General features: G+C 69.4%; 22 protein-coding genes and 2 pseudogenes. 14 read left to right on the top strand and 10 right to left on the bottom strand.

The window, feature by feature from the left end:
* Positions 1–619 precede the first annotated feature (619 nt).
* Positions 620–949 carry a hypothetical protein gene (locus BLW86_RS39335; protein ID WP_093878405.1) on the bottom strand — a complete coding sequence of 110 codons (330 nt, stop codon included), beginning with the start codon at positions 947–949 and terminating at the stop codon, positions 620–622.
* Between the two features lie 882 nt (positions 950–1,831).
* On the opposite strand from BLW86_RS39335, the gene BLW86_RS42450 reads away from it, so the two are divergent.
* On the top strand, positions 1,832–2,044 hold the full coding sequence (locus tag BLW86_RS42450) for a hypothetical protein (RefSeq protein ID WP_177181908.1): 213 nt from the start codon (positions 1,832–1,834) through the stop codon (positions 2,042–2,044).
* 635 nt (positions 2,045–2,679) lie between these two features.
* Here BLW86_RS42450 and BLW86_RS39320 read toward each other — a convergent pair.
* Positions 2,680–4,049, bottom strand: a pseudogene (locus BLW86_RS39320) (S41 family peptidase).
* A gap of 334 nt (positions 4,050–4,383) precedes the next feature.
* Positions 4,384–4,764 (bottom strand): thiol-disulfide oxidoreductase DCC family protein, encoded by a 381-nt coding sequence (locus tag BLW86_RS39315; RefSeq protein ID WP_093872106.1) that lies wholly within the window; start codon positions 4,762–4,764, stop codon positions 4,384–4,386.
* A 118-nt stretch (positions 4,765–4,882) separates the two neighbouring features.
* Here BLW86_RS39315 and BLW86_RS39310 point away from each other — a divergent pair, with 118 nt between their 5' ends.
* Positions 4,883–5,236 carry a hypothetical protein gene (locus BLW86_RS39310; protein ID WP_093872107.1) on the top strand — a complete coding sequence of 118 codons (354 nt, stop codon included), beginning with the start codon at positions 4,883–4,885 and terminating at the stop codon, positions 5,234–5,236.
* 238 nt (positions 5,237–5,474) lie between these two features.
* Here the strand turns inward: BLW86_RS39310 and BLW86_RS42445 are convergent, their stop codons facing one another.
* Entirely contained in the window at positions 5,475–5,840 is a 366-nt protein-coding gene (locus tag BLW86_RS42445) for a hypothetical protein (protein ID WP_177181494.1), read from the bottom strand.
* A gap of 222 nt (positions 5,841–6,062) precedes the next feature.
* The gene (locus tag BLW86_RS39305) at positions 6,063–6,986 is read right to left on the bottom strand and encodes an alpha/beta hydrolase (protein WP_093872108.1); all 924 of its coding nucleotides are present in this window, start codon (positions 6,984–6,986) and stop codon (positions 6,063–6,065) included.
* 109 nt (positions 6,987–7,095) lie between these two features.
* Here BLW86_RS39305 and BLW86_RS39300 point away from each other — a divergent pair, with 109 nt between their 5' ends.
* The 4 genes from BLW86_RS39300 to BLW86_RS39285 all read left to right on the top strand — a co-directional run bounded on the left by BLW86_RS39300 (position 7,096) and on the right by BLW86_RS39285 (position 9,733).
* Positions 7,096–7,593, top strand: a complete 498-nt coding sequence (locus tag BLW86_RS39300; RefSeq protein WP_093872109.1) for a MarR family winged helix-turn-helix transcriptional regulator — start codon at positions 7,096–7,098, stop codon at positions 7,591–7,593.
* Positions 7,590–8,303, top strand: a complete 714-nt coding sequence (locus tag BLW86_RS39295; protein ID WP_093872110.1) for a hypothetical protein — start codon at positions 7,590–7,592, stop codon at positions 8,301–8,303. The genes BLW86_RS39300 and BLW86_RS39295 overlap by 4 nt, the downstream gene beginning before the upstream one ends.
* 84 nt (positions 8,304–8,387) lie before the next feature.
* Positions 8,388–8,636, top strand: a complete 249-nt coding sequence (locus BLW86_RS39290) for a hypothetical protein (protein WP_093872111.1) — start codon at positions 8,388–8,390, stop codon at positions 8,634–8,636.
* A 185-nt stretch (positions 8,637–8,821) separates the two neighbouring features.
* On the top strand, positions 8,822–9,733 hold the full coding sequence (locus tag BLW86_RS39285) for a transposase (protein WP_256341122.1): 912 nt from the start codon (positions 8,822–8,824) through the stop codon (positions 9,731–9,733).
* Positions 9,734–9,847: 114 nt separating this feature from the next.
* Here BLW86_RS39285 and BLW86_RS39280 read toward each other — a convergent pair.
* Positions 9,848–10,255: pseudogene (locus BLW86_RS39280) on the bottom strand (transposase); the annotation flags it as partial.
* A gap of 49 nt (positions 10,256–10,304) precedes the next feature.
* Here BLW86_RS39280 and BLW86_RS39275 point away from each other — a divergent pair.
* From BLW86_RS39275 to BLW86_RS39260, 4 genes are all read left to right on the top strand, one after another.
* Positions 10,305–11,179, top strand: a protein-coding gene (locus tag BLW86_RS39275) for an IS5 family transposase (RefSeq protein ID WP_218138040.1) whose coding sequence is annotated in 2 segments (ribosomal slippage) — positions 10,305–11,019 and positions 11,019–11,179 — 876 coding nt in all. Because the reading frame shifts where the segments join, the coding sequence is not laid out codon by codon here.
* A gap of 474 nt (positions 11,180–11,653) precedes the next feature.
* A complete protein-coding gene (locus BLW86_RS39270) occupies positions 11,654–12,049 on the top strand; it encodes a copper chaperone PCu(A)C (RefSeq protein WP_177181907.1) in 396 nt (131 codons plus the stop codon).
* A gap of 28 nt (positions 12,050–12,077) precedes the next feature.
* Positions 12,078–12,452 (top strand): hypothetical protein, encoded by a 375-nt coding sequence (locus BLW86_RS39265; RefSeq protein WP_093878403.1) that lies wholly within the window; start codon positions 12,078–12,080, stop codon positions 12,450–12,452.
* Between the two features lie 124 nt (positions 12,453–12,576).
* Positions 12,577–12,834: a hypothetical protein gene (locus tag BLW86_RS39260; protein ID WP_093878402.1), complete on the top strand. Its 258-nt coding sequence runs from the start codon at positions 12,577–12,579 to the stop codon at positions 12,832–12,834.
* Positions 12,835–13,405: 571 nt separating this feature from the next.
* Here BLW86_RS39260 and BLW86_RS39250 read toward each other — a convergent pair.
* A protein-coding gene (locus BLW86_RS39250) for an IS5 family transposase (RefSeq protein ID WP_371129690.1) occupies positions 13,406–14,244 on the bottom strand; the annotation gives its coding sequence in 2 pieces (ribosomal slippage) (positions 13,406–13,926 and positions 13,926–14,244; 840 coding nt in all).
* Positions 14,245–14,321: 77 nt separating this feature from the next.
* Positions 14,322–15,518, bottom strand: a complete 1,197-nt coding sequence (locus tag BLW86_RS39245) for an IS110 family RNA-guided transposase (protein WP_256341620.1) — start codon at positions 15,516–15,518, stop codon at positions 14,322–14,324.
* Between the two features lie 247 nt (positions 15,519–15,765).
* Between BLW86_RS39245 and BLW86_RS39240 the strand changes: the two genes are divergently transcribed.
* Positions 15,766–16,560, top strand: coding sequence for a hypothetical protein (locus tag BLW86_RS39240; RefSeq protein WP_256341619.1), 795 nt, complete (start codon positions 15,766–15,768; stop codon positions 16,558–16,560).
* Positions 16,561–17,607: 1,047 nt separating this feature from the next.
* Here the strand turns inward: BLW86_RS39240 and BLW86_RS39235 are convergent.
* Entirely contained in the window at positions 17,608–18,018 is a 411-nt protein-coding gene (locus BLW86_RS39235) for a hypothetical protein (RefSeq protein WP_093878400.1), read from the bottom strand.
* Between the two features lie 232 nt (positions 18,019–18,250).
* Between BLW86_RS39235 and BLW86_RS39230 the strand changes: the two genes are divergently transcribed.
* The gene (locus BLW86_RS39230; RefSeq protein ID WP_093878399.1) at positions 18,251–20,134 is read left to right on the top strand and encodes a galactose oxidase early set domain-containing protein; all 1,884 of its coding nucleotides are present in this window, start codon (positions 18,251–18,253) and stop codon (positions 20,132–20,134) included.
* A gap of 43 nt (positions 20,135–20,177) precedes the next feature.
* The gene (locus tag BLW86_RS39225; protein WP_093878398.1) at positions 20,178–22,451 is read left to right on the top strand and encodes a Dyp-type peroxidase; all 2,274 of its coding nucleotides are present in this window, start codon (positions 20,178–20,180) and stop codon (positions 22,449–22,451) included.
* A 588-nt stretch (positions 22,452–23,039) separates the two neighbouring features.
* On the opposite strand, the gene BLW86_RS39215 is transcribed toward BLW86_RS39225, so the two are convergent.
* Positions 23,040–23,615 carry an Imm21 family immunity protein gene (locus BLW86_RS39215; RefSeq protein ID WP_256341618.1) on the bottom strand — a complete coding sequence of 192 codons (576 nt, stop codon included), beginning with the start codon at positions 23,613–23,615 and terminating at the stop codon, positions 23,040–23,042.
* A 141-nt stretch (positions 23,616–23,756) separates the two neighbouring features.
* Here BLW86_RS39215 and BLW86_RS39210 point away from each other — a divergent pair, with 141 nt between their 5' ends.
* Positions 23,757–24,212, top strand: a complete 456-nt coding sequence (locus tag BLW86_RS39210; RefSeq protein WP_143060342.1) for a hypothetical protein — start codon at positions 23,757–23,759, stop codon at positions 24,210–24,212.
* The last annotated feature ends 39 nt before the right edge of the window (positions 24,213–24,251 follow it).

The raw sequence follows: 24,251 nt of genomic DNA, 5'->3' as shown, positions 1-24,251 counted from the left end.
TCCGCTCTGCCGGCGCCGTAGAGGCGGACGTTCCACTGGGTGCCGGGGGCGCCGAGTTCGATCTCCCGGGCGATCGGCCCGCACGTCACCCCCCCACCTGCAGCTTCCCAGTCCGGCAGCGCACCGTGGTCTCGGCCTGCTCGTCCCAGACCCTCGTGTCGTCGACGGGAGGCTCGGCATCCCACACCTGCGCGTCATGACCGCGGTGTGGGTGTGTGCAGCGCTCTCGATGTCCACCCGTCCGGTCGGGCGTGCACGAACCCCTCCATCACCCGGCCCGCCGGGTAGGGGTTGGGCACCACGGACAGATCTGCGTCCTGCAGGCACAGCCCGTAGAAGTCGACCTCCGGTTCGAGAACCTGCTCCCCCATAAGCGTGGCCTGGGCCCATCATCCGCCTCTCGAGCTCGTCCGCACCGCCGACCCCAGCGTCTTCAGGGTGCAGGCCCAGCATGCCTCGCCACCTCCGTCGCGATCTCCAGCCCACGCCGCCCACCGCGACGGTCGATCCGCACGCACGCCAGAGACCCGCTTCAGTACGACGCCCTCGTTCTGACCGAGTTCAGGCACGATCCCGAGGCCGTCTCGGACGACACCGGACGGCCCGGCAGCACCCTCCGCTACCTGATTGCCCCATCCCTCCTGCGCCACGACACTCTCCTGCCTTCCAGCCACTGACCCGGGGCAGTAGACCGCATCCGATTTTCTGGTTCAGCGGGGCAGGAACTCGTAGTACGCCAGGCGGGAGCGGGGCCCGCCTTCTCGGTCATGCCCAGGGCTTCGGCGACCCGCGGCATCGGGATCTCGTCCCCCGTGACATAGGCGGCTGCGAGGGGGCCGGTCGACGCGACGATCGCCTCCAGCTCTCCGGCCGCCTTCAGCACCACGAGCGGCTCGTCGCCGACGATCTCGTCCAGGCGCTCGCGCAGCTTTCCCAGCAGGCCGGCCACATCCTCGGCAGCGACACAGCCCGTGCGGCCACCTCGTCCATGTGCCCCTCCCAGTCGGCCCAGGGCCCGGAGGTGTCGTACTCGTCGGCCTGGTCGCCGCGCGCTTTCTCCCAGTCGATCGGGTAGGTCGTCGTACCGCGCTAGCCGCATGAGCACCTCCCCCGCATCGTGGTCGCCGTCGGCCGGCGCATCGTGCCGTCGTACGCCCACCAGTCGATCGACTCGTGGAAGTGGCCGCCGCTGCCCAGGTCGAAGTAGACCGGGCCCGGCTCGGTGCATCGGCCACAGCACCCCGACCTCGCCCTCGTGCGACTCGAACCCATCGTGCTTCCAGGTCATCCCGGTTCGCCTCCTCGTCGGCGCAGGGCGTCCCGAGCGGCCGCCCGCATCCACGGTGGAGCATCGCGGTATTGCCGCGCAGCCGAGTCGGCATATCCCAGCGCAATCGGTTGCGCGTCGTACGCCGCGCGCCTCCCCGGGCGCGAGCGCTCGCTACGCCGTCGGGTCGAGCGGGGTGATGCCGGTGGCCGAGTACAGGTCGGGCACCAGCGACAGGACGGTGACCGGCTCGCCCTGGCGGACCGCGTTCCAGGCGACGGCCGCGGCATGGGCGACCGGCCACTCGGTGTCGGGCAGGCCATGGCGTCGACGGCGTGGCCGGTGGTGAACGCGACGCTCTCGGAGAAGCGGAGTCCGGCGGCGTGCTGGCCGGCTCCGGGGAGCTGGCGCTCGGCGGCGAGCACGGCCAGGGAGGGCACGAGGATGCGGCCGGTGCCGCGGGACGCCTCGATGTACAGCCCGGTGAAGAACGGGTCCGCCCGGTAGAGCGCGGTCAGGGCGGAGTGATCGAGGACCGCGGTCGGGTTCACGCGGCCGGCCCTGATGGGCACGGATCTTCGCCAGGCGTCCTGGCCGGCCTGCTTCACCTGCTCGGTGAACTCCGACGCCGAGCTCCGCCGCGGCCTCGGCGGCGCGCTGCTCACGTTCGGCGGCGGTGAGCTCCTTCGACGCGAGCTCTTCGATCAGGTCGGTGATCGTCGTGCCGCGCTCCTCCGCGAGGAGCGGAGCCGGTGCGGACGGCCTCGCTGGTCTTGATGCTCGTCGGCTTGCTCATACCGCGATTCTACCGCCGGTAGAACTTGGCGGGTCGCTTCTTGCTGTCGCGGTCCCGCTGGGACACCGAGGCGAGGTGGAGGGATGTCATGCAGCTGCATCGGCAGCAGGGAGTACACCGAGTGACCGGCTACCCGGGCGTGGCGGTGATGGTCACCAACCCTGCTGACATCCTGGCGCGGCTGTTTCGCCGAGGTGTCCGGCTGTCCGCGTGCTGGAGGTCGGGGCCACCACCGACACCGCCCGCTACCGCCTCACCTGGCCCGTCTGCTGCGTGTCCCACCGCCGCCGTACGCGGGCACGTGATCGGCGAGCATGGCGACGCCGCCGTCATCTGCACTCCACTACCGTCACGGCCGCCCCGCCCCGGTGCCCGTACAACGAATACGCGCCGAGCTCACGCCCGGCCCCGGCGGATCAGCGCCGGCATCGGCCGCACCCGCTCCAGCCCTGCCGGTGTCGTCCTGACCACCTTCACCCACACCGCAGCTCGTTGACGGCGTCACCGAGGTATCGACGCGTCAGGACGGCGCCTGGCTCGGCATGCCGGTGCTGCTGAGCGTGGTAGTGACTTTCCATGATCCTCAGTGGATTGTCCCCAGTCCCGCTGCTCTGTGTCAGCTCGCGGCAGCGCCGTAGTTGCGCAAAACGTTCACAGCCCTGTCGAAGGCGGAGTCTCTCTTCTTGTCGAACTCCTCCTTGGTGAAGACCGCTCGGTGAGGTGCGGCGGAATGCCTGTGCCGTCGAAGGTCCTGCCGACCGGGTCAGGAATTCCTCGTTCGGCAGCCAGGCAGCCATGCCGTTGGGGAGCTTGCGCGACATGACGTCCGAGAAGACGCCTTGTGTGGGCTGCCGATCCGGACCGTCTTGCCAGGCCGGCCCATGAGGGCCTGGGTGAAGGTCTCCCCTGCGCTGAAGGTCGAGCCGCCGGTCAGCACGGCGACCGGCCCGGTGTGACGGGGGCCCTGGGCGGGCGTGATGTACACGGGCTGGGGGCGAGTGTGCCGGGTGGGGTCGGCGGGGTCGTTGCGCGCCCGCTTGGAGTAGGCGAGGTAGGGGGTGTTGGTGAGGCGCTGGGCGATGTGGATTCCCAGGGCGTCGGAGCCGCCGCCGTTGATGCGCAGGTCGATGATCAGGCTCTTCAAGCGCTGGGTGCGCTCCTGGCCGAGGACCGTGTCCAGTGCCCTGTCGAGCTCGGCCAGCTGGGCGTGTAGGAAGTCTCCTCGCCGCGTACCCGCCGAAGCCGGAGATCCGCAGATAGCCTTGCCCGCCGGGGAGGTCGGCGTAGGTGATCCGCCCGTGGCGAACTCCTGGAGGTTTCGGGCGCCCTTGAGGTCGCGCTCCACGATGAACTTCTTGACCTTGGTGTCCAGTTCCCCGGTGGGCACGACGGTGCCGGGGCGGACCTGGGCGAAGATGCGGTTGCCATCCTGGACGGCGACGTGGGCGTCATAGAGCGGCTCGACCATCTCGCTGAAGACGGCGTAGAGCTCGTCCCTTGTCGTCCCGGCGTGCACCTGAGGGCGGTACTGGTCGCGGACCTTGTGCCAGTCGATGCCCTTGGACGCGAAGAAGGGGTAGTTCTCCTCGAAGGTCTGCCAGAAGACGTCGAAGGTCGTGAGGGGGTCCTCGGCCGTCGGGCGCGCGCAGGCGTCGGGCAGCGCCGGGATGCGCCGGAGGTTCCGGCTGCCGACGGAGGCGTCCGCGCGCAGGAACGCGTGGTCGCGGTCTTCTTGGGCGCGCACGGTCAGGACGTCGCCACGGGCGTGGTGTAGGTGCCGGGACCGGTCCGCTGCGCGGAGTCGCCCTTGAGGCAGCTGACGGCGGTTGCCTGGTACTCCTGGAAAGTCCCGTTCCGGATGGATAGCACTGTGCCGTAGCCGTCCATGCGCCAGTTTCCGTCGATGGTCGGCTGGTGGGCGTTGGCGGCCGGCGCGGCTTGGCCGGCGAGGGCCAGCACGACGGCGGTGGCCGTAATAATGCGCACGAATGTGCCTTCTCTGTGGGCGACTTGCTCGGGACAGCCCAACCGTCGCCGACACGACGTTCTCCCGACCATCCGGCTGTCTGGTTGATCGATGGTGGGCCAGCCCCCGCCACCGGCGTCCCCTGGACGATCACGTTGGGGAACCGCCCAGCGCCGCGCTACTGGTGGTCGTGCGTATTCAGCCGTTGCTGACGAATGCCCCCGTAGGGGAGGCGCGGCTCTGACCCAAGTCGCGGCGCGCGGACTCCCGCCCACGACCAGCACAAGCACCCCAGGGGCCGGCCACACCAGCTCTTTGACCTGCGACTTCAAGTTGCCGGAGGCTCAGTTCAGGTCACCCGGGACGGCGAGGCACGACGCAGGCCGGTGTTCCTCCCGGCAGCCGGTGACGGTGGGCCGCGACGAGCCGGTAGACCCGACGGGCGGCCCACCGCACGCCGGGCAGCAGGAGCACCGCCCCCAGCGGTGCCCAGACGCCGCCCGCGCTCAGGAGGGCCTTCGCGACGGCCCGGGCCCCTCCGTACACCGTTCCGGTCGGCGTCACCCACAGCACCTCGTACTCGGCACGCTCGCGGGTGACGCCGAGGGCGTCGAGGTCCGCGAACTGCCAGGGGACGATGTCACAGCGGGGCCGTACGCGTCGTTCGGCGAAATTCGCCGACGTCGTGCAGAAGCCGCAGTCTCCGTCGTATACGAGCACAGGCCGAGAACGCATGCCCCCATCATGCTGCGTCGCGACGCCGGAGGGGCGCACGCCCGGTCGGCCACGCACCCCCTCGGCCTGTCCGTCGGCCGGAGTCGCGTGGGGCCGCCCGTCTGCCAGGCTTGGACAGGTGACGGATGACGCGCAGCGGCCTGCCCGCACCCCCGACGGACGGTACGTGATCGTCAACGGCAGACGCTGGCGGGCCACGGACCCCCAGGTGCCCCAGGACGTCGCCGCACGGCTGCGTTCCCACCTCATGGCCGCGCGCCGTGCCGTGGCCGCGGCCCTGCGTGCCCGGGACCCGGAGGCCGAACGCGCCACCCGGGCCCGGGTGCACACGGCGAAGGTCGCCCTCGGGGAGCGCGGCACGCCATGGTGGGACCAGCGGGAGACGGAGCGCCGCGCCCGCTGGAGCGAGGGGCTGGCGGCACTCGACGAGGGCATCGGGAACATCGGTGAAAAGGGCACCGGCCGCGGATGAACTGGGCCCTGAGGCCGTCGTGCAGGCGGGGCCCGGCCGGAGAGCGAGCGGGGGGAATCAGAGCACGACGCGGTAGTGAGTGGTCAGACGCCCGTCGTCGTGGCCGCGCCGAGGCCGGCGAACACGAGGCTGATCCAGCCGACATCGTAGTCCGACAGCGCATCCCCGACGACGAGGAGCCGCTCCTCGGTCTGCCACAGTGCGAGGAGGCCAGGGGGTGCCGGAGGGGGCGGACGACTTACCAGTCAGTATCCCGAGACGGAGGATCTGCCCGCCGTCGAGGCCGAGGGCGCGGCCGGGCCAGGGCGATGGTCCGGTCGTCGCTGCTGAGGAAGACCCCGATCCCGGCGCGGACGAAGCGGTAGAGCCAGTCGTCCGTGCGGGGCTGTCGGCGCGCGATGCGCACGGCGGCCCCGGTGAACTGGCGGTAGCGGGCCGCAGCGTCGAAAGCGAGCTGACCGAGGGTGGGGACGGTGAGTTCGGCCAGGGTGACTCGGCACGCCCTGGTGGCATGCCGGGTGACGTGCCCGCGGGAGACAGTGCAGATTCCGGCCGGCGCTTCCGTCGCCTCGACGAGCAGGGCCTCGGGGCCATCCCCGCTCATGCGGGGAGGGCCCTCGAGCCCGTGACCGCGCCGCCTGTGTGCAGGTCGGTCCAGGAGCCGGGGTGCGCCACGCCGGGGTGAACCGCAGGGTGATCGCCGAAGTGCCGGTCGCCGAAGGAGAGAGCGGGGATCGCTCCGAGTGGGTCATCTGTGAGCAAGGCGGACCGGGTGCGCAGCATTGGAGCAGTGGCTGCCGTCGCCTTCCGGGCCGGTATGAAGCGGTCAGCGTTCTTGTGCGTGACCGGCCTCGACCGGGGTGTGGAGGTGGGAGGTGAGGAAGCGGGCGGCGCGGTCGAGTGCGGCGTCCGCCTCGTCGAGACGCCCGTGCTCGCTCTGGTAGACGTGCGGGAGACCTGGCCCGATTTCCAGCGTGGCCTCAACGTCGGCGGCGCCCGCGCGGGCCGCCAGACGGACCGCGTCGTCGAGGAGCACCTCGTTCGCCCCGACCTGCACGAGCAGCGGGGGCAGGGCGGACAGGTCGGCGAACACCGGGCTTGCCAGGGGATGGCTCCGGTCGCCGGCGCCGAGGTAGAGATCCGCATACGCGCGCACGTCGGCCTCGGTGAAGATCGGGTCAGCGTCCTCTTTGGTGCGCATGCTCGCTCCGGAGAGGGTGAGGTCGACCCACGGGGAGAAGACGACCACGGCGGCCGGCTGCGGCAGTCCCGCCTCCCGGGCTGCGAGCAGGGTGGCGATGGCGAGGCCGCCGCCGGCCGAGTCACCGGCCACGACGATTTCCCGCGGGTCCGTACCGGCGTCCAGCAGCTCGCGGTAGGCGGCGAGCCCGTCGTCGACCGCGGCGGGGAAGGGGTGCTCGGGAGCCAGCCGGTAGTCCACCGAGATGGCCCGCAATCCGGCGCGGACGGCGAGTTCACCGACCAGGCCGGTGTGGGTGTCAGGCGAGCCGATGACGTATCCGCCGCCGTGGAGATAGAGCAGCCGACCGCGACCGGCCGCTCCGGCCGGCTCCAGCTCCAGGGCGGGCCTCCCGCCCAGGACGGTTCTGCGGATGGCAACGCCGGCCGGTGCCGGCCGTGTCATGGCTGCGGCGAAGCCGGTGCGCAGCTCGGCGGGGGCGGGCTGCGTTTCGCTGCGCGGGACGGAGCGGAGCAGGGCGTCCAGGACTTGGCGCTGCTGTCGGGACATGGCGGGCCTCCTTCAGGTCGGAATGCAAGGATGGATTCCTTGGAATCCATCTACTCGCGCCCAACCGCCTTCCAGGGAAGATGATTCCTGGGAATCTATTGGAGGTTCTGTGAGCCACGTCACTCCACTCTTCCTCGATCTCGTCCGCGTGGAGACCCGGCTCTACAACGCAGTCGGCACCCGCCTGCGCGCCGAACACGGTCTGACGCTTGGCCAGTTCGAGTTCCTGCAGATCATCGACCGGGTGGACGGGTGCCGCGTGCTCGACATCGCGACCGAGGTGGCGATCACGGTAGGGGCCGCCAGCAAGGCGGTCGACCGCCTGGTGGCCGCCGACTGGTGCGTACGCGTCGCACACCCGCACGACCGCCGCTCCTCCGTGCTGCGCCTCACACCCGAGGGCGAGAAGGCGCTGGCAGCTTCCCGGCCCGTGGTGGAGAGCGCGCTCGTCTCACTGACGCGGACGGTTTCCGCTGCCGACCGCAAACACCTCGCCACCACCCTTGCCGCTCTCCGCGCGAACCTCGAGGCGGACGGCCAAGGCCAACCAGGAAGCAGCATGCCCGCTCCCTCGGCATCATCCTCACGATCGTCAACCAGGCCGTGAACGCCGACAAGCTCGGCGGCTCCACCGCCCTGCGCACCAACGTCATCCAGAGCGGCTCGCTCGTCATGCTCCGCACCGACAGCGACCAGGCCCACCTCGCCTCCACCGGCTTCGACGGCATCGACCCCGGCTCGATCCCCGCCTGCTGGGACGTCGAGCGCCCCCTCATCTACGACGAGAAGATCGCGATGAAGGACCCCAAGTCCACCTTCGGACTCGGCTACACCCTCGGCCCCGGCGGCGCCGCCGAGATGATGCGCACCTTCGTCCTGGAGTCCGCCGCCCCCTACGTCGACGAGAACGCCGTCGCCTACCCGGCGGACTGGCCGGACTGGGACCTGCGGCACGAGATCGCGGCCACCCCCGTCATCGAGGACGGCAAGGCTCCCGACACGGACGGGGACGACGCTTCCGACGGCGGGCTGCCGCCGTCGGTGTTCGCGCCGAAGAAGCCCGAGACCGCCGAGGACAAGGTCACCGCCGCGATCCGCGAGTTCTCCGACCCCGCCGGCCTCGAGACCACCTACGTCCGCAAGGACCAGATCGCCGCCCTCAGCGGCCTGAAGGAGAACACCCTCAACAACACGCTGACCAAGATGAAGAAGGTCGGCCTCATCCACCAGCAGACCGACGAGTACGGCAACGTCATCCGCGGCGTGTACGCCCTCGGATCGGGCCCGGTCGAAGACTCCGACGAGATCAGCGACTGAAGCGACCAACCCACCGACATGCACCCGGGATGCGCGTCCCTACTCCGCGCGCTCCTCAACCCTTCACTAACCAAGGAGCCCCCGATGGCCACGAGCGCCCTCGTCTGCTTCATTGCCGTCTGCGACCTGTGCGGCTACACCAGCAACGACACCGAATACGGCCTGCACGCCGACTCCCCCGAGGAAGCCATTCGGAACGTCACCGAAGGCTTCGACGAGCGCGACGGCTGGACCCTCACCCCCGACGGCCGACTCGTCTGCAACATCCGCAAGGACGCCGCCCACGAAGACATTCACGCCGCCGCCGGCAGCGCATGGGCCACGACGCCATGACCGTCGCCTTCGCCTGAATCCGCACCGGGGGATGACACCTCAGACAAACCCCGCCCGGCCTGCCACCATGAATCACGGAAGCAGACGGGCCTCATTCGACTAACGAGCTCGTGCACGGTAAGCGGTGAGACGTCGGGCCTTGGATGGTTGATCATGGTCGGGTGGTGGGGAATGCGTCTCGTGCAGTGATCATCAGCAACCGACGGATCACGGGCCTGTCGGCCGATGTGATCGCTGAACTCGTTGCCGAGGTGGGCCCGTTATGGCATGAGCGCCACCAGGCCAAGCTGACCTCTCGGCCGCGGAAGCGGGCCGTGGGCGCCGGCGCGAAGCACCGGCTGGCGTTCGTCGACCGGCTCCTGGCCACCCTCGTCCATCTCCGTCACGGGGCCACTCATGACGTGCCGGCCTGCTGGTTCGGCGTGGACCGTTCCACCGTCACCCGGGCCATCGGCGAGGTGCGGCCCCTGCTCGCCGAGCGGGGGTGCACCGTCAGCCCCGGCGTGCGGCTGCGGACCTTGGCCGAGGTCGTCGAGCACCTCGGTGCCAGCGGGAAGACCGGCATCGTCGACGGCACCGAGATCCGGGTCCGGCGGCCCGCCGCCGGACGCAAGGACCGGGACCGGTTCATCTCCGGCAAGAACAAGCAGAACGCCGTCAAGTCCATGGTGGTCACGGACGGAGAGGGGCGCGTGCTGTGGTGCAGCCCGACCGAGCCCGGAAGCTGCGCGGACATCACCCACGCCCGCAAGTTAGGGCTGGTCAAGCTTCTGACCGACGGTCCAGCAGTCGAGATCCTTGCCGACGCCGGCTACCAGGGCCTCGGTGCCCAGACCGGCGGACGCGTGGTGACACCGCCACACCGCAAGTTCAAGAAGGACGCCCCCGACTGGTACGAGGAGATGTACGAGCGGCAGCGCAAGGCGCACTCCTCGCGGCGTATCCGGGTCGAGCACGGCATCGCCCACCTGAAGAACTGGCGGGCACTGGCCCGCCACCTCGGCCGTCGCGAGCACGCGAGTGACACCGTCCAGGCCGTCGCCGGCCTGCTCTCCCACCAGCAGACCGCGGACCTGGAACCTCGACGACAGGGGTGAGCACCGGTGTCACCGAAGCCCTCGACGTCTCACCGCTTACCGTGCACGAGCTCGTAAGGGCTGTCCCGCAAGTGTTCTCAGACATGCTCTTCACCAGCCGTCGGCATAGATTCACTATCCGGTCAGGGCGAGGTTGTGGAGGCGGGCGATGCCGAGCATGGCGTGGTGGACGTCGTCGCCTTTCAGGCGGCAGTCGCGGAGGATCTTCCAGGTCTTCATGCGGGCGAAGGTGTGCTCGACTCGGGCGCGGACTTTGCGGTGGGAGGTGTTGTGGGCTTCCTTCCAGGCCGGTAGCTCGGTCTGGCCGGGTTCGCGGCGGTGCGGGATGATCAGACCGGTGCCGCGGTAGCCGCCGTCGGCGATCACAGTGGTGTTGCCGACCGAGCTCCTGGCTCCCGACAGTTCCCATGCCTTGCAGTCGTTGCGGTTGCCGGGCACGGGCCGACCGACGGAGACGACAAGGCGTGAGTCGGCATCGATGACGACCTGGTGGTTGGTCGAGTAGCGGTAGTTCTTGGACTGCTAGGCCCTGTGTCAAAAGTGGATCTTGGGCTGTGAATGATCACGGCTCATGGGTCGGAGAGATCTCACGGACGAACAGTGGGCGGCGCTGGAGCCGCTGTTGCCGAAGGGCGCCAGGGCGGGGCGGCCACCCGTCTGGCCTCGGCGGCAGCTGATCGACGGCATACGGTTCCGGGTCCGGACCGGTGTGCCGTGGCGGGACGTGCCCGCGGTGTACGGGCCGTGGGGCCGGGTCTACGACCTGTTTCGCCGGTGGCAGCGGGACGGCACCTGGCAGCGGATCCTCACCCGGCTCCAGTCCTTGGCCGACGCGGCGGGTGCGATCGTGTGGGACTTGAGCGTCGACTCCACGGTGTGCCGAGCCCATCAGCATGCGGCCGGGGCCCGCAAGCAGGGCGACCTGCAGAAAGAGCCACCGGGCGGTGTGTTCACCGAGCCTGGAGATCACGGTCTGGGACGTTCACGTGGAGGGTTCTCCACCAAGCTGCACCTGGCAGTCGAGCAGGGCCAGAAGCCCATGTCGATCGTGGTGACGGCAGGGCAGCGCGGGGACTCGCCGCAGTTCGAAACGGTGTTGGAGAAGATTCGCGTGCCCCGCCTCGGGCCGGGCCGGCCACGCGTCCGCCCCGACCGGCTGCGGGCGGACAAGGCGTACGCCTCCCGCAGGAACCGTGCCTACCTGCGCCGCCGCGGAATCCGCTGCACCATCCCGGACAAGGCCGACCAGGCCCGCAACCGCCGAAAGCTCGGCTCCCGCGGTGGCCGCCGCCGCGCTTCGACCCGGTCGACTACCGCGAGCGCCATGCGGTCGAGTGCGGCATCAACCGTCTCAAAAGGAACCGCGCTGTCGCCACGCGCTATGACAAGCTTGCGGTCCGCCATGAGGCGATCGTACTCATCGCAGCCCTCAGTGAATGGCTGTGACCTGCGATCCTTTGCCGGACAGGCTGCCTTCGTTCCGGTCAGGGCGGCGTCGTTCTCCGCCTCGGCCGCCCGGCGGGTTCTCCAACGATCTGTGGGCTTCCTCGGCCCCTGCTGCTGAGAGCGGCCACCTTCTCGCGCCCCGGAGAATGGACGGCGAACAGTGTGCGCGTGGCAGTGATCATGGCAGCCGGACCCGATCTCCGGCTGAGTACGGGTGCACCGATTCGACCAACAGGCCCTGGACGGGGGCTTCCTGCATCACCGGCCGAGCCTTGATCGCAACGCTGGTCCTATCCCGGCACCGGCCGGCCGCGCAGTCCCCTGGGGGCAGGCCGGACGTCGGCCTGGAGGGCGGGCGATTCAGGACCATGTGGCGAGTATTCGCCAATTTTGATGCCTGGGCGGCTGGAAGTTCGTTGATCATCGGGGACCTGCGCCACGGTCCCTGAGATCCACGACAGAAAGGCTGTACCGGTGAAGACTCCTGTCTCCACGTACGTCACCACGGTCCCGGAGAGCACGTGGCTGCGGTGGCTGCCCAACTCGCTGCCCGCCGCCGGCTACACCACGCTCAAGAACTCCTCCGAGGAACCCATCGAGGTCACCAAGATCAAGAGCCCCGACTACCAGCAGATCACCCTCTACCAGACCATCAAGGACGAGGAGTCCTCGAAGATGGTGAAGCTGGACAAGTTCACCATCCCGGCCAAGGGCAGCTTCGCCCTGGTGCCCGGCAAGTACCACATCATGCTGGAGAAGCCGACCCGCCTGATCAAGCCCGGCGACAACGCCAAGGTGATCTTCTTCCTGTCCACCGGCAAGGTCTTCAAGCTGCGGGTGCCCGTCCGCACCTCTCCCGAACTCTACTGACCCGCCCCTCACCACCCGGAGTATCCGCATGGGCACCTACCACCTCGACCTCGGCGACGCGCAGACCGAGGAACTCGACGACGTCATCCACCTGCTCATCGGCGAGGCCGAACACGACGTCGACACCTTTGTCACCTCCGACCAGGGCTCCGACGAGCCCCGCCACGGCAGCCTGGTCATCGTCCGCAGCGACGAGCGCAACACCGCCGCCACCCGCTGGGTGGAAGCGGTCGAAGACCTCACCACCGAGCAGGACGTCGTCATCATCGCCGGCGACCCCGCCTCCCCCGAAGCCCGCCGCCTCCACCTCACCAAGGCATGGGCGGCCACCAGCTTCCACGAGGACGAGGACGAAGACCCCGAGGCCATCGCCCTCGCCTTCGCCGACATCACCGTCAAGTAGCACCGCGACGAACCACCGGGCGCGCGCCGCCAGGACCCTCACCGGGCCCCGGCCGCGCCCGGCCCCTTTTCCCGTTCGGACGACCGTCGCGTGACCCTCGGGCAACCGGACGCGTTCACCGGCCATGCGAAAGATCATCACCTGCGGCCTGCTGGCCGCCGCGGCCCTCTCCGCCGCCACGCCCGCCTTCGCCGACAACGACAGCAACTTCGGCAACGGAGTCAACGCCGCGAACAACTGGAACTTCACCGCCGCCGACGTATGCATCCAGGAACTCGCCGTCGTCCCCGCCCTGAGTGACTGGACCGGCAACCACAAGAACAACTGCTCCAACGGCAACGTCATCGACCACGCCGCCGACACCCTGCCCCCCGGTCACTGACCAGCGGCACTACCGCAAAGCGCCCGCCAGGAACCCGAAGTCCCGGCGGGCGCAAGGCCGCCGTCCAGGCAGCCATCCACGGCACACCCGAGATTCCCTCCCGCCCGCCCCTGTCCCTGCGGCCCACCTCCAACGACCCCCACCGGGCTCATCCATCGCCAAGATCTACTTCCGATACACGGCCTAGCTGCATGGAGGGCAATGGATGGCGAGGTCAAGCGGCTTACGAAGCGGGCGGCAGTGACCGCCGGCTCCTACGGCGCGAGCTATGAACAGTTGGGAGCCGTGTGGGGCATCACCCGGCAGGGGGCCCGCAAGAAATGGCCCGATGCGGTCAGCCGACCAGCATCCGCGACAGTAGGCAAGAGCGCGCTTACGCTGTTCGGAGGGACTGCTGAGCTGGTGCAGTCGCCTTCTGGTGGCTGGGGCTGCTGGACTGGTCGAGGCGCTGATGGAGCATCCGGCACGGCCGCCGATGGCGGCGCCGTACGCGACCGCAGAGGAAACAGCGGCCCACGCGGGCGCGTTCCTCAAAGAACACGCCCTCGGCGGCGATCAGTCCTAGAGCTTCTCACGTGGGCCACCTACGGGCCCAGATGAGGATGGCGGCGAGATGGAGTGCGGCCTGGTAAGCGATGGCGAGTTTGTCTGTTCGCATGGCGAGGCCGCGCCATTGCTTGAGCCGGTTGATGCAGCGCTCGACCGCGTTGCGCTGCTTGTACGTCTCGGTGTCGAAGGCGGGCGGTCGGCCTCCGGCACTGCCTCGCCGCAATCGGTGGCCGATCTGGTCGGACGGCTGGGGAATGGCAGCGCGGATCCCGCGTCGGCGGAGGTGATTACGGATCGCGCGGGATGAATACGCGCGGTCCGCCAGGACGGCATCGGGCCGGGTCCTTGGTCTTCCGGGGCCGCTTCGCGGAACACGGATGGCGGCCATGACGGTCTCAAAGGCCGGGGCGTCGCCCGCCTGGCCTGCAGTGACGCGGAGGGCCAAGGGCCGTGCGCGGCTGTCGCTGGCGAGGTGGACCTTCGTGCTCAGGCCGCCGCGGGAGCGTCCGAGTGCGTGGTCGTCGGGTTCGGCCCGGTCTAGAGCCCCTTTTTCCTGGCTCCGGCGGCGTGCTGGTGGGCCCGGCAGACGGTGGAGTCCACCGACACGGTCCAGCCGATGTCATCAGCGCCCTCGGCCGCTGCCAGCACCGCGGCAAGGATCCGTTCCCAGGTTCCGTCCAAAGCCCACCTGATCAGCCGTTTGTGAGCGGTCTGGAACGAGCCGAGCTCATCCGGCAGGTCCCGCCAGGGCGGGCAGGTGCGGTACTTCCACGCGATGGCCTCCAAGGTTCGGCGGTGGTCTGCCCACCGCCGCCCGCGAACCGGATCGGCCGGCATCAGCGGCTCGATCCGGTCCCACATCGCATCAGTGATCACTAATCGGACAGACACATCCGATCAACTGACCATCCGATCAAAGAGACTTCCCAATGAGGAAGTCAAGCCGCCAGAGTGACTGACGGTGCCGGTTGATAGAACGCTCCGTCACGGATCATTGCCCAGAGGACGTTGGCCCGTCGACGGGCCAGGGCGAGTACGGCTTGCTTGTGGCCCTTCCCCTCGTGGCGCTTGCGCTGGTAGTAGACCCTCGACGCGGGGCACGATTTGATGCTGGCCATGGAGGAGAGGTAGAAGGCCCGCAGGAGGCCGCGGTGGTAACGGTGGGGACGACGCATGTTGCCGCTGACGCGTCCAGAGTCCCGTGGGACCGGGGCCAGGCCGGCGAAGCCGGCCAGGCGGTCCGGAGTGCCGAACGCGGCCATGTCGCCACCCGTCGCGGCGATGAACTCGGCGCCGAGCAAGGTGCCCATGCCGGGCATGCTGCGGATGATCTCAGCATGCGGGTGCTCGCGGAAGCGGGCCTCGATGAGGGCGTCGAGCTCAGCGATCTCCTCGTCGAGGGCGATGATCGCCTTCGCGAGGCGGGCCACCATGGCGGCGGCCAGCTTCTCGCCGGGCAGGGACGCCTGCTGCCCAACAGCTGCCTCGACAGCGGTGGCGGCGATGGCCGCGGCGTTCCTGACCTTGCGGTTCCTGAGCCAGGTCTCGATGCGCTTGACGCCGCTGCGGCGGATCGCGGCCGGGGTCTGGTAAGCGGTCAGGAGCATGATCGGGCCCCTGTTTGTCACTGTCAGGGTTCGCTCCAACGCCGGAAAAATCTCCAGGAGTTGGGCCCGCAGGCGGTTGATCTGGCGGGTGCGGTCGCAAACCAGGTCGGTGCGGCGTCGGGTCAGGGTGCGCAGGTCGACCGCGATCTCGTCGCCGGGCCGCAGGCGGCCGAGGTCGTTGCGCATCCGGGCCTGATCAGCGATGACGAAGGCGTCCTTTGCGTCCGTCTTCCCCTGGCCCCGGTAGCCGGCGGATGCCTGGTGCACCGCCAGGCCGGTGAGGTAGGCCATCGGCTGGCCGTGATCGAGTAGCAGTCCGATCAGCAGGGCCGCGCCGCCGTGATTGATGTCCACCGCCCACAGGACGTCCTCGGAGAGTGCGAGCACGTCGGCAATCAGCTCCAGCAGGACCGTCTCGTCGTTCAGGACCCGGCGCGACAGGAGCCGGTTTCCCTGGGCGTCGATCACCACGCAGTGGTGGTGTTCCTTGCCGATGTCCACTCCGGCCCATATCTGGGGCACGGTCACCTCCGCCAGCTCGTCGTCGCGTGACTCCCAGCAGACGACCTCGCCGGCGCTGTCCTACGAAGCGATCAAGTCGCGTATCCCAATTAGCGGTCGAGTCGTCGCGGGGCTCCGGGTGGCCAAGTCTCTTGAGCCATCAGACGGCGACACGCTCACAGCCATACCCGGAACCCCTGGGCTTCCCTGATCCTACGAATGATCAGATCCGGCCCGCTTGAACGGTAGGACACGCTCTAGACCGGGGGAGCCGATGGCAGCCGACAACCCGAACGACACGAACACTCCGCCTTCGCCTGCCCAGGAGCCGCCCAGGCCGAATCAGCACCCACCTGCGGCACGACTTGTCGACCCGGTGATCACAGCGGCTCACATCGGCGCCCGCGCCTCGCACAAGTCAGCTTTGATCGGACTCGGGGGCGCTCTGTCGGCAGCTGTGATCGCTGGCATCTTCCTCGTCGCCACCTCTGATGATGACGACAAGAAGGAAGATGCGAAGCCCTCGGCCACGGTCACCAGTCACGCCGCGAAGCCCACAGCTTCCGCGCCATCGCCTCCGGCGCGTTCAACCTCAGCCGATGCGGAGAGCCCCGAGCCGAGCATCGACCCAGCAAAGCCCTTCCCGGGCGAGCCGCTACCTCTCCGCCTCAACGGCGATAGCACATGCGACTACGCCAGCCACATCGACTTTGACTCGTACCCATTCGTCACCCGAGTCGACAGGGCCGAGCCCGACGCCGAGGACGCAGCCGCACCAGCCGACCTAAACTGGTACGCCTGCTCCCCGGTAGAATTTGGGACGGCGCGAGACAGCCACGCCGGCGTCCTCTCGAAGCGTCAACGGTTCAGCAAGGAAGCCTGCGAGGCTGCCGCGAATGCGGGTGGAATCGAACGGATCCTCATGCACTCGAATGCAGTGGAGGAGGCCGGAATCATCGCAGGCAACTCGATCTGTGTGATCACAGACAAGGGCAGACTGGTTCGCGCTCAGATCGTTGAAGCTCCCTGGGCGCCGAACCTATCCCTGAAGATCACCACAGTCTCGTAGCACTGGCTTGTTCTGAGTCTGAGTTATGGGGTGGCGGGGAGGCTGCGCAGCTAGATGACGTCGCCCCGTAGGTGGAGTCCGGCCTCGTAGCCAGTTGCCCCCGAGCACGCCTGGCGAGGTGGACGTTCTCCGCCGGATGGGGGCGAGAGACGCTGGTGATCAGGCTCGTTGAGCCCGAGCAGGTGGCCGAGATCGGCGGAGACACGGCTGTGGAAGAGGGCCGCTGGAGACATGCCGTCCGCATTCATGCGACGGGTCCAATAGGGCGACGACGGCGACCCCGCCGCTGGTGCCATACCGCAGGAAAACCTGTCGCGGCCCGCTGGTGGGAGAAGCACAGGTTCAGGCGTGGGTGAAACGGCGCTGCCAGGCCGTGTCGAGCTCGGCCAACCCGGCCTCGGGTGGTGTGCCCCACGCGGCGGCGGGCCACCGGCGGACGCGCCACCCGGGGCGGGCCCGCGGAGCCGTCTCCTGTCGCTGCCCCAAAGTTTGGGGCAGCGTCCCTTCAGCTGCGCGGCGGCCGCGCTCATGGCCTCCACATCGGCATTTGGCTGTTCGTGGCCGGATTCGGGGCCCATGCAGGGTGCTGTGATGAGGCCCGGCGGGGCCAGGCTTCTGCTGGCCCCGCCGGGCAGTCACTCACCGTACTCAAGGAGGTGCTTGCTATGGGCTGACCTCCGCGCCACTCAGCCCGCCGCAGGAGCTCCTCCTGGGGAGAATTTGGGGAGTATCGACGGCTCTGGGGAGCGTGTGGGGAGAATCGACCGCGCAACGCAGCACAACCCTGAAAGACGCTGAAAGACTCATCCGCCCAGGTCAGGGGCGCGTGCCGCCGCATCGATGCAGGTCAGCGCCACCAGGTAGACAACTTCACGACGTACGTGCCCAGGTCGTCGGCCTCCACAACTGCGGGCACGGAGCCGCCGGACCGCAGCGGGGTCACGTATCGAACAGCAGTCACATCGCGCAGCACACCGGCCAGGGCAGTTCAGCACCGCGGGACCGCCGGCGCGGGAAGAGGCGCCGGCGGTCCCGCGGTGGGGGCGGTCACATGCCGTGCGTCGGCATGTCCTGTGTGCACACGACGTGGACGACCAGGTCGGCCGGCTCGATCCGCGGGTGCGCGCGGGGGTGGTGCGGTGACGGCAGGAGCTGGCCCTTGCGTACGGCGACGATCCAGCCGGTCGCGGTGTCGTTGGGGCGGCTCTCCAGGAGGTCGGCGGGTTCCTCGATGAAGCGGGCGTCCTTGCGGGCCTTGATGGTGAAGCCGCCGCTGTAGGCCTGGAAGGGCGCGGGACAGAACAGCTCGTGGGGGCGGCCATCGGCGCCGCCGCGGATCACCTTGCCGGTGATGTGGCGCGGCGGCTGGGGCGGGTCCGCCGCGGCCGGGGCGGCGCAGAGGCCGAGCAGGGTCGCGGAACTCGCGACGGCCGCGAGAGCGGCCCGAGTCGTGCGCATGGCAGTGGTCCTCCTTGGAGCAGGGGAAGGGGAGTCGGCCCATTGCTAGCAGCGCGCCGCTCCACGCCCCTGCGGACACGCAGAGTGACACACCAACGGGCCATGCTGAATCGTTCCGCTCGGACACCAGCCCCCAAATCGCTACGTTGTGTGATCTACTCACCTCGTTCAGTCACCCTACGTGGTCACCCTGCTCTGTCCGGGTGGCTGCCATGCGCTCTTAAGGAGCCTGATGTCCCGCAGAGGGAAATGGGCACTCGCGGTCGGCTGTGCCGCGATCGCGCTGTCCGCCACCGCGCCCGCCGGCGCCTCCGTCCCGTCCGCCCGCTCGAAGCCCTCCCCGGCGCACGAGTCCCCCGTCCGGTCGGGCGGCATCCGCATCACCGACGAACAGGTCCGCGCCGAGGTGCGCCCCGCCGAGGTGCAAGCCCTCGGCCAGGACGCCGCCGAACAGCTGGCCCGCGACCGCATCGGCATGCGGGCCATGGACCACGGCTACTCGCAGCCCATGCGGACCCGCAGCCTCAAGCGGCTGACCGAGTCCCAGAGGGAGATCAACTCGGCGTTCGACGCCGAGAGCTGGGGCAAGTTCACCGAGTACTTCCCCAGCCCCGACTTCGGTGACCATGTCGCTCTGCTGCCCACGGGCAAGGTCCTGCTGTTCTCCTTCGAGCCTGTCGAGGACAGCCCGAACAAGGAGACCGCGCCCACCGACGTCATCGGCGCCGCCAACGCCGGACGCGCCTACGTCTGGGACCCGGAGAAGGGCACGAAGGCCTCCGCCTTCAAGGCCGTACCGCCGCCCGTCGTCGAGGTGGACGACGGCACGGACGAGCCGCGGCCCGCGCCGATCTTCTGCGCCGGGCACTCCTACCTGCCCAACGGCATGGTGGGCGTCTTCGGCGGCAACCTCGGCGGCAACCACGGCTCCGGCGCGCACCTCGCGCTGGTCTTCGACCCGTGGAAGGAGGCCTGGCTCCAGCAGCAGGACATGGCGGAGGGCCGCTGGTACCCGACCGTGGTCACCGGCGCCGACGGCCGGCAGTTCATCACCTCCGGCCACGGCGACGTCGGATGGGGCGTGCTGTCCAAGAGCATCGAGCGCTTCCCGGCCAAGGGCACGGCCGTCTCCCTGGACCCGTCGGCCAGGCCCCGGGGCCAGTCGCTCGACAGGTGGCCCGTCAAGGCCGAGTTCACGGTCGACTACCCGCATCTGTTCTCGCTGCGCGACGGCCTGATCTACGGGTTCGGGCGCAACTACGACGAGCAGTACGTCTTCGACCCGAAGCAGCAGACCAGCCGCAAGCTCACCAACCGGCCCGACGGCGGCATGCGCAACTACGGCTCCGCCGTCGCCCTGCCCAACGGCGTCAACGGCCCGGACTCCGTCCTGATCCTGGGCGGCAACCGCAACGACCCCAACACCTACAAGTTCTCCGGCGGCCGCTGGACCAAGGACACCCCGCGCGCCTTCGGCCGCACCCAGGACGACACGCTGATCCTGCCCGACGGCACGCTGTTCACCGTCAACGGAGGCTACGACATCCGCGACTACGGCAACGGTCCGTACAACCCCAACGCCGACGAGAAGTACCGGCAGATCGAGCTGCGCGACAGCAGTGGCCAGTGGCGCCTCGGCCCCGTCCAGCGGCTGCCGCGCGCCTACCACTCCAACGCGGTGCTGCTGCCCGACGGCCGCATCATGGTCACCGGCGACGAGCTCCAGCAGATCGCCAACGATCCGGACGTGAAGTCCGACATGAACGGCACGATCGAGATCTACGAGCCGGCCTACCTGCACCAGGGCGACCGGCCGGCCCTGTCCGGCGTCCCCACCGCCCCGCAGGGGTACGCCGCCAACCTGCGGGTCAGCACCAGCACTCCGGACCGGGTCAGCCGGGCCGTCCTGATGGCCCCCATCACCTCCACCCACTCGGTGGACACCAGCCAGCGCCGGCTCGAACTGCCCATCACCAGCCGCGCCGGCAACAAGCTCGTGCTGCGCACCCCCGCCTCGGCCGAGGAAGCGCCCCCCGGCTACTACCTGCTGTTCCTGCTCGACGACGAGGGCGTGCCCAGCACCGCCCAGTGGGTGCAGCTGCGCCCGGGCGCCTGACCGCGCCTGACCCCGTCCGTCCCCGACACCCTCAGGGAGACTCATGCCCGCTCAGCTCACGCTGCGCGACAGCACCGAGATCCAGGGCGACATCCTGGCCGGTTTCAAGAAGGACAACATGTCCTTGCTCCTCCTCCAGTTCGGCGACGTCACCGCCGCCCGCTCCTGGCTGGAGGTCCTCGTCCCGCAGATCGCCACCACCCGGCAGGTCGCCGAATTCAACGCCCGGTTCAGCGAGGCCCGGCGCAACTCGATGGGCGACGACCCCCAGCACCTCAAGGCCACCTGGCTGGGACTCGCGCTCACCCATCCCGGACTCCAGTTCTTCACCGGCAAGGAGAAGATCTTCGACTCCGTGCCCGGCGGGAGCACGGTCGAGGCGTTCGTCCAGGGCGCGTCCGATCGGGCACTGGCCCTCGGCGACACCGACGACAGCGACCCGAAGGGCTGGCTGTTCGGCTACGACCACTCCCGCGTCGTGCACGCCGTCCTGACGATCGCCTGCGACACCGAGGACGACCTCCGGAACGAGCTGGACCGGCAGCGTGAGGCGGCTTCCCGCGCCGGGGCCGTCGTGGTCTTCCAGCAGGACGGGACCACCCTGCCCGGCGACTCCGCGGGCAAGGAGCACTTCGGCTTCAAGGACGGCGTCAGTGAGCCGGGCGTGCGCGGCTTCGAGGAGGAGGACCCGGCCCGCCCCGGCTATGTGCTGGGCCACCCCGGCACCCGGCTGATCTCGGCCGACAAGTTCGTCGTCGACGCCACCGGTGACGGCAAGCGGCCCGCCGGTGTCCCGCCCTGGATGCGCAACGGCTCCTTCCAGGTCCTGCGTCGCCTCCACCAGGACGTGCCGGGCTGGTGGGCGCAGGTCGGCGTCGAGCTCAAGCGGCTCAAGGCCGCCAAGGCGGTCGACGACCGGACCACCCAGGAGTGGCTCGCCGCCCGTCTGGTGGGCCGCTGGCCGTCCGGCGCGTCGGTCGCCAACTGCCCGATGAAGCCGGCCGGGAAGCCGGAGCCCGAGCCGGACAACGACATCACCTTCAAGGACGACCCCGACGGTCTGGTCACCCCGCTCTTCTCCCACCTGCGCAAGACCAACCCGCGCGACGGACTGGTCGACGAGGGCGAGCTCGTCGACGAGAAGTTCATGGACGAGCGGCGCATCATCCGCCGGGGCATCCCCTACGGGCGGCCCTTCAACCCCACCCAGGGCGAGGGAAGCGGCGCCGACGACCCCCGGGGGCTCGTCTTCGTCTGCTACCAGGCCGACCTGGTGCGGCAGTTCGAGTTCATCCAGGCCGACTGGGTCAACGACCCCGACTTCCCGCACGACCGCCCGCACCGGCCGGGTCCCGATCCCATGGTGAGCGGGCAGCTGTCCGATGTGAACGATGGCCAGGTCAGCTTCGAGAGCCGTAACGCAGCGGGTGAGCGGCAGACCACGACGCTCGGGTTCCGTCCGTTCGTGAGGACCGAGGGCGCGGTGTACGCCTTCAACCCCTCCCTGAGCACCCTGCGCGGTCTCGCCCAGGGGCGCCTGGAGGGCGGCGGGTCGGTCACGCCCGTGCCGGATCCCCAGGCGCGGCCGGTCGACGCGGTGGTCCCCCAGCCCGGGCACCCGGGCCGCTACCTCGCCTTCCAGGGCGGCAGGGCTGTCCCGCTCAGCTCCTCGGTCGGCGGTGGCGACGCCACCCTCGCGCTCGAAGGCTCGGGCGGGCGGCCGCTGTCCTTCTGGGACGACCTGCACGACATCAAGCGAGTCGACGCCGCCTGGCCCGTCCCGGGCCGGCAGGAGGTGGGCGGGGAGTCCGGCCACTGGCTGTTCTTCACGGGCGACGACGGCAGGCAGCGCTACCGGTACGTCCTCGTCGACGGACAGGAGCCCGTCCGGGTCAGGGTGGACGGCAACCGGGCGCGGCCGCTGAGCCAGTGGAGCTCGTTCGACGCCGCGCCCGACCCCGTCACCCATGTCGATGCGGTGCTGCCGATCCCCGACAAGCAGCCCGGGGGTGACGGCCGGTACCACTACTGGATGTTCCACACCACGCCCGCGGGCCAGCGGTACCGGATCATCTCCCTGCAGGCCGGGGGTTACCGGGACCGCCGCGAGACGGACGACAGCGGGCTCGGCATGTGGCCGTCCCTCGCCGGGGTGGAGCATGTCGACTCCGTCCAGCCCGTGCCGGGCCGGCAGCCGGGCAACGCCCAGAACTGGTACTGGGTCTTCCACAAGGGCGGCTACCGGGTGATCAGCGTCGCCGACGGCTCGGCGCACACCGACGCCGTCGTCCAGCGGGACCGCCCGCTGCCGGGCTGACCCCACCCCACCGCCGAGGCCCCCGGGAACCCACCCCGGGGGCCTTGCCGTGACCGCTCACCCGCCGGTCAACGGGTTGGGCAGGGGCCGGTAGCGGGCGTCGGCGCCGTCCGCCCCGGTCCCACCCGCCGACTGCGCACTCGCCGCGCCTGCTCCCCCGCGAGAACCTGCCGACTGACCACGGCACACGTCATCCATGACGAGAACGGCGTCGCCCTCCGCCTCAACCGGACTCCCCTGAGGCTGCCACCACCCCTCGACGGCCTGGTCCTCCAGCTCGTCGACATCGCCAACGATCACCAGCACACCGTGATGTCGAACAACCTCAACGCACCCTGGCTCTTTCCGACTCAGAGGCCCGGCAAGCCGCTGGGCAGCAAACAACTCAGCCGGCGCCTCCGCAAGATCGGACTCCCTACCGAAGCCGGACGATGCGTGGCCCTGCTTGATCTCTGCACACAGATGCCGCCAGCAGTCCTTCAGCGTCTGCTCGGCATCAGCCCCACAGCTGCCGAACGCTGGGCCGCCGGGGCCCTCAGGTCCGCATACGCAGCCGAGGTGGCCCGCCGATCAGACAGCTGAGACCTATTACGCAGGAAGGAGCTGGACGATCCCCGCCCACGGAAAGTCGCCCGTCTTGTGAAATGCGCGAACGCTCCAGCGTCCCGCCGGCACGGAAACTTGGGCCTGCTCCGGCAAGCCCCCCTGATCCGGGTACTCCACGGCCAGGTCAGCTCCGGCTACAGCGGATTCCAAGAGAACCGCTGCCCCATCGGTCTCCCAGACACCACAGTCTTCCCAGTCGGTTGCGGGGTCCTCCATGACGGCCTTGGCAGCTTCAAGCAGCTCGGCATCAGAGTCGGCGGCAAGCCATCGCAGGAAGACGTTCTGCTCAGAGAGGTAGCAGGTCGTGGCGGGCTCGTCGGCCAGTACCAACCCGGACCCCTCGGTGCCGACCGCGACGATCCCAGCCCAGCCCTCCACATCACAGGCACGGTCGTAGTCGTCGGGCACATCGGTTCCGCCGACGATGACTCCGTCTTCCGTGCATCCGCCCCACTGGTCCAGCGCAGAGACCGGGACAACGATCAAGGGGCCACCCATCGACTGCACCCAAGCGAGATCGGCATGGGCGTGACGAGCGAGGTTGCGAGATGCGGTCATGCGATCAGTCTGCCGTGGTCGACTGACAGCGCCTGACGCGCCATTCCACACCGACGAGCGTGTGTGACTGGTCGAGACAGCGGTCACGTGGCCACGATATTTGTCACTCGCGTCGGCTCGGCGGGCCGCCATCATGCTCAGATGGCCCACGACATAGTGTTCTTCCTTGCCCCCCACGACGAAACTGCCGCTGCGACGCGCCTGCAGGGACCTGGTGAGGACTTTGAGTCAGTGACCTGCCGTTCCATTGAACCGGACAGTGCCATCGCCGAGTGGGACATGTACTTCGAGGAGCCTTCGGCCGAGGCCCCGGCGCTTGAGCAACTCCATGCGTGGCGGCCGTGGCCGGAGTGGGTCACCGCCCCATTGAACGATGGCGTTGAGGTGTTCGCTCTGCCGAGGCGGCTGACCCGAGCGCTGGCCAACGCGAGCTCTGCCGAGCTTGAAGAGCTCGCAGGCCGCTGGACCGCGCGGCTGTGGTCCGAGGACGGGGACGACATGACCGAAGATGATCTATTGGCGGTCCTGCAGGTAGTTGCCCGGCTCGCGGCCTCTGCGGTGAACACAGGTGGCGGCCTCTACAGTTGGAGCTTCTGAACGCCCGCCTTGAAGGTGCTTCGTGGTTGAGGCCACTGC

The sequence above is a fragment of the Streptomyces sp. TLI_105 genome, from assembly GCF_900105415.1.
Taxonomy (GTDB): Bacteria; Actinomycetota; Actinomycetes; order Streptomycetales; family Streptomycetaceae; genus Streptomyces.
This window is presented reverse-complemented; position numbering and strand designations above follow the sequence as displayed.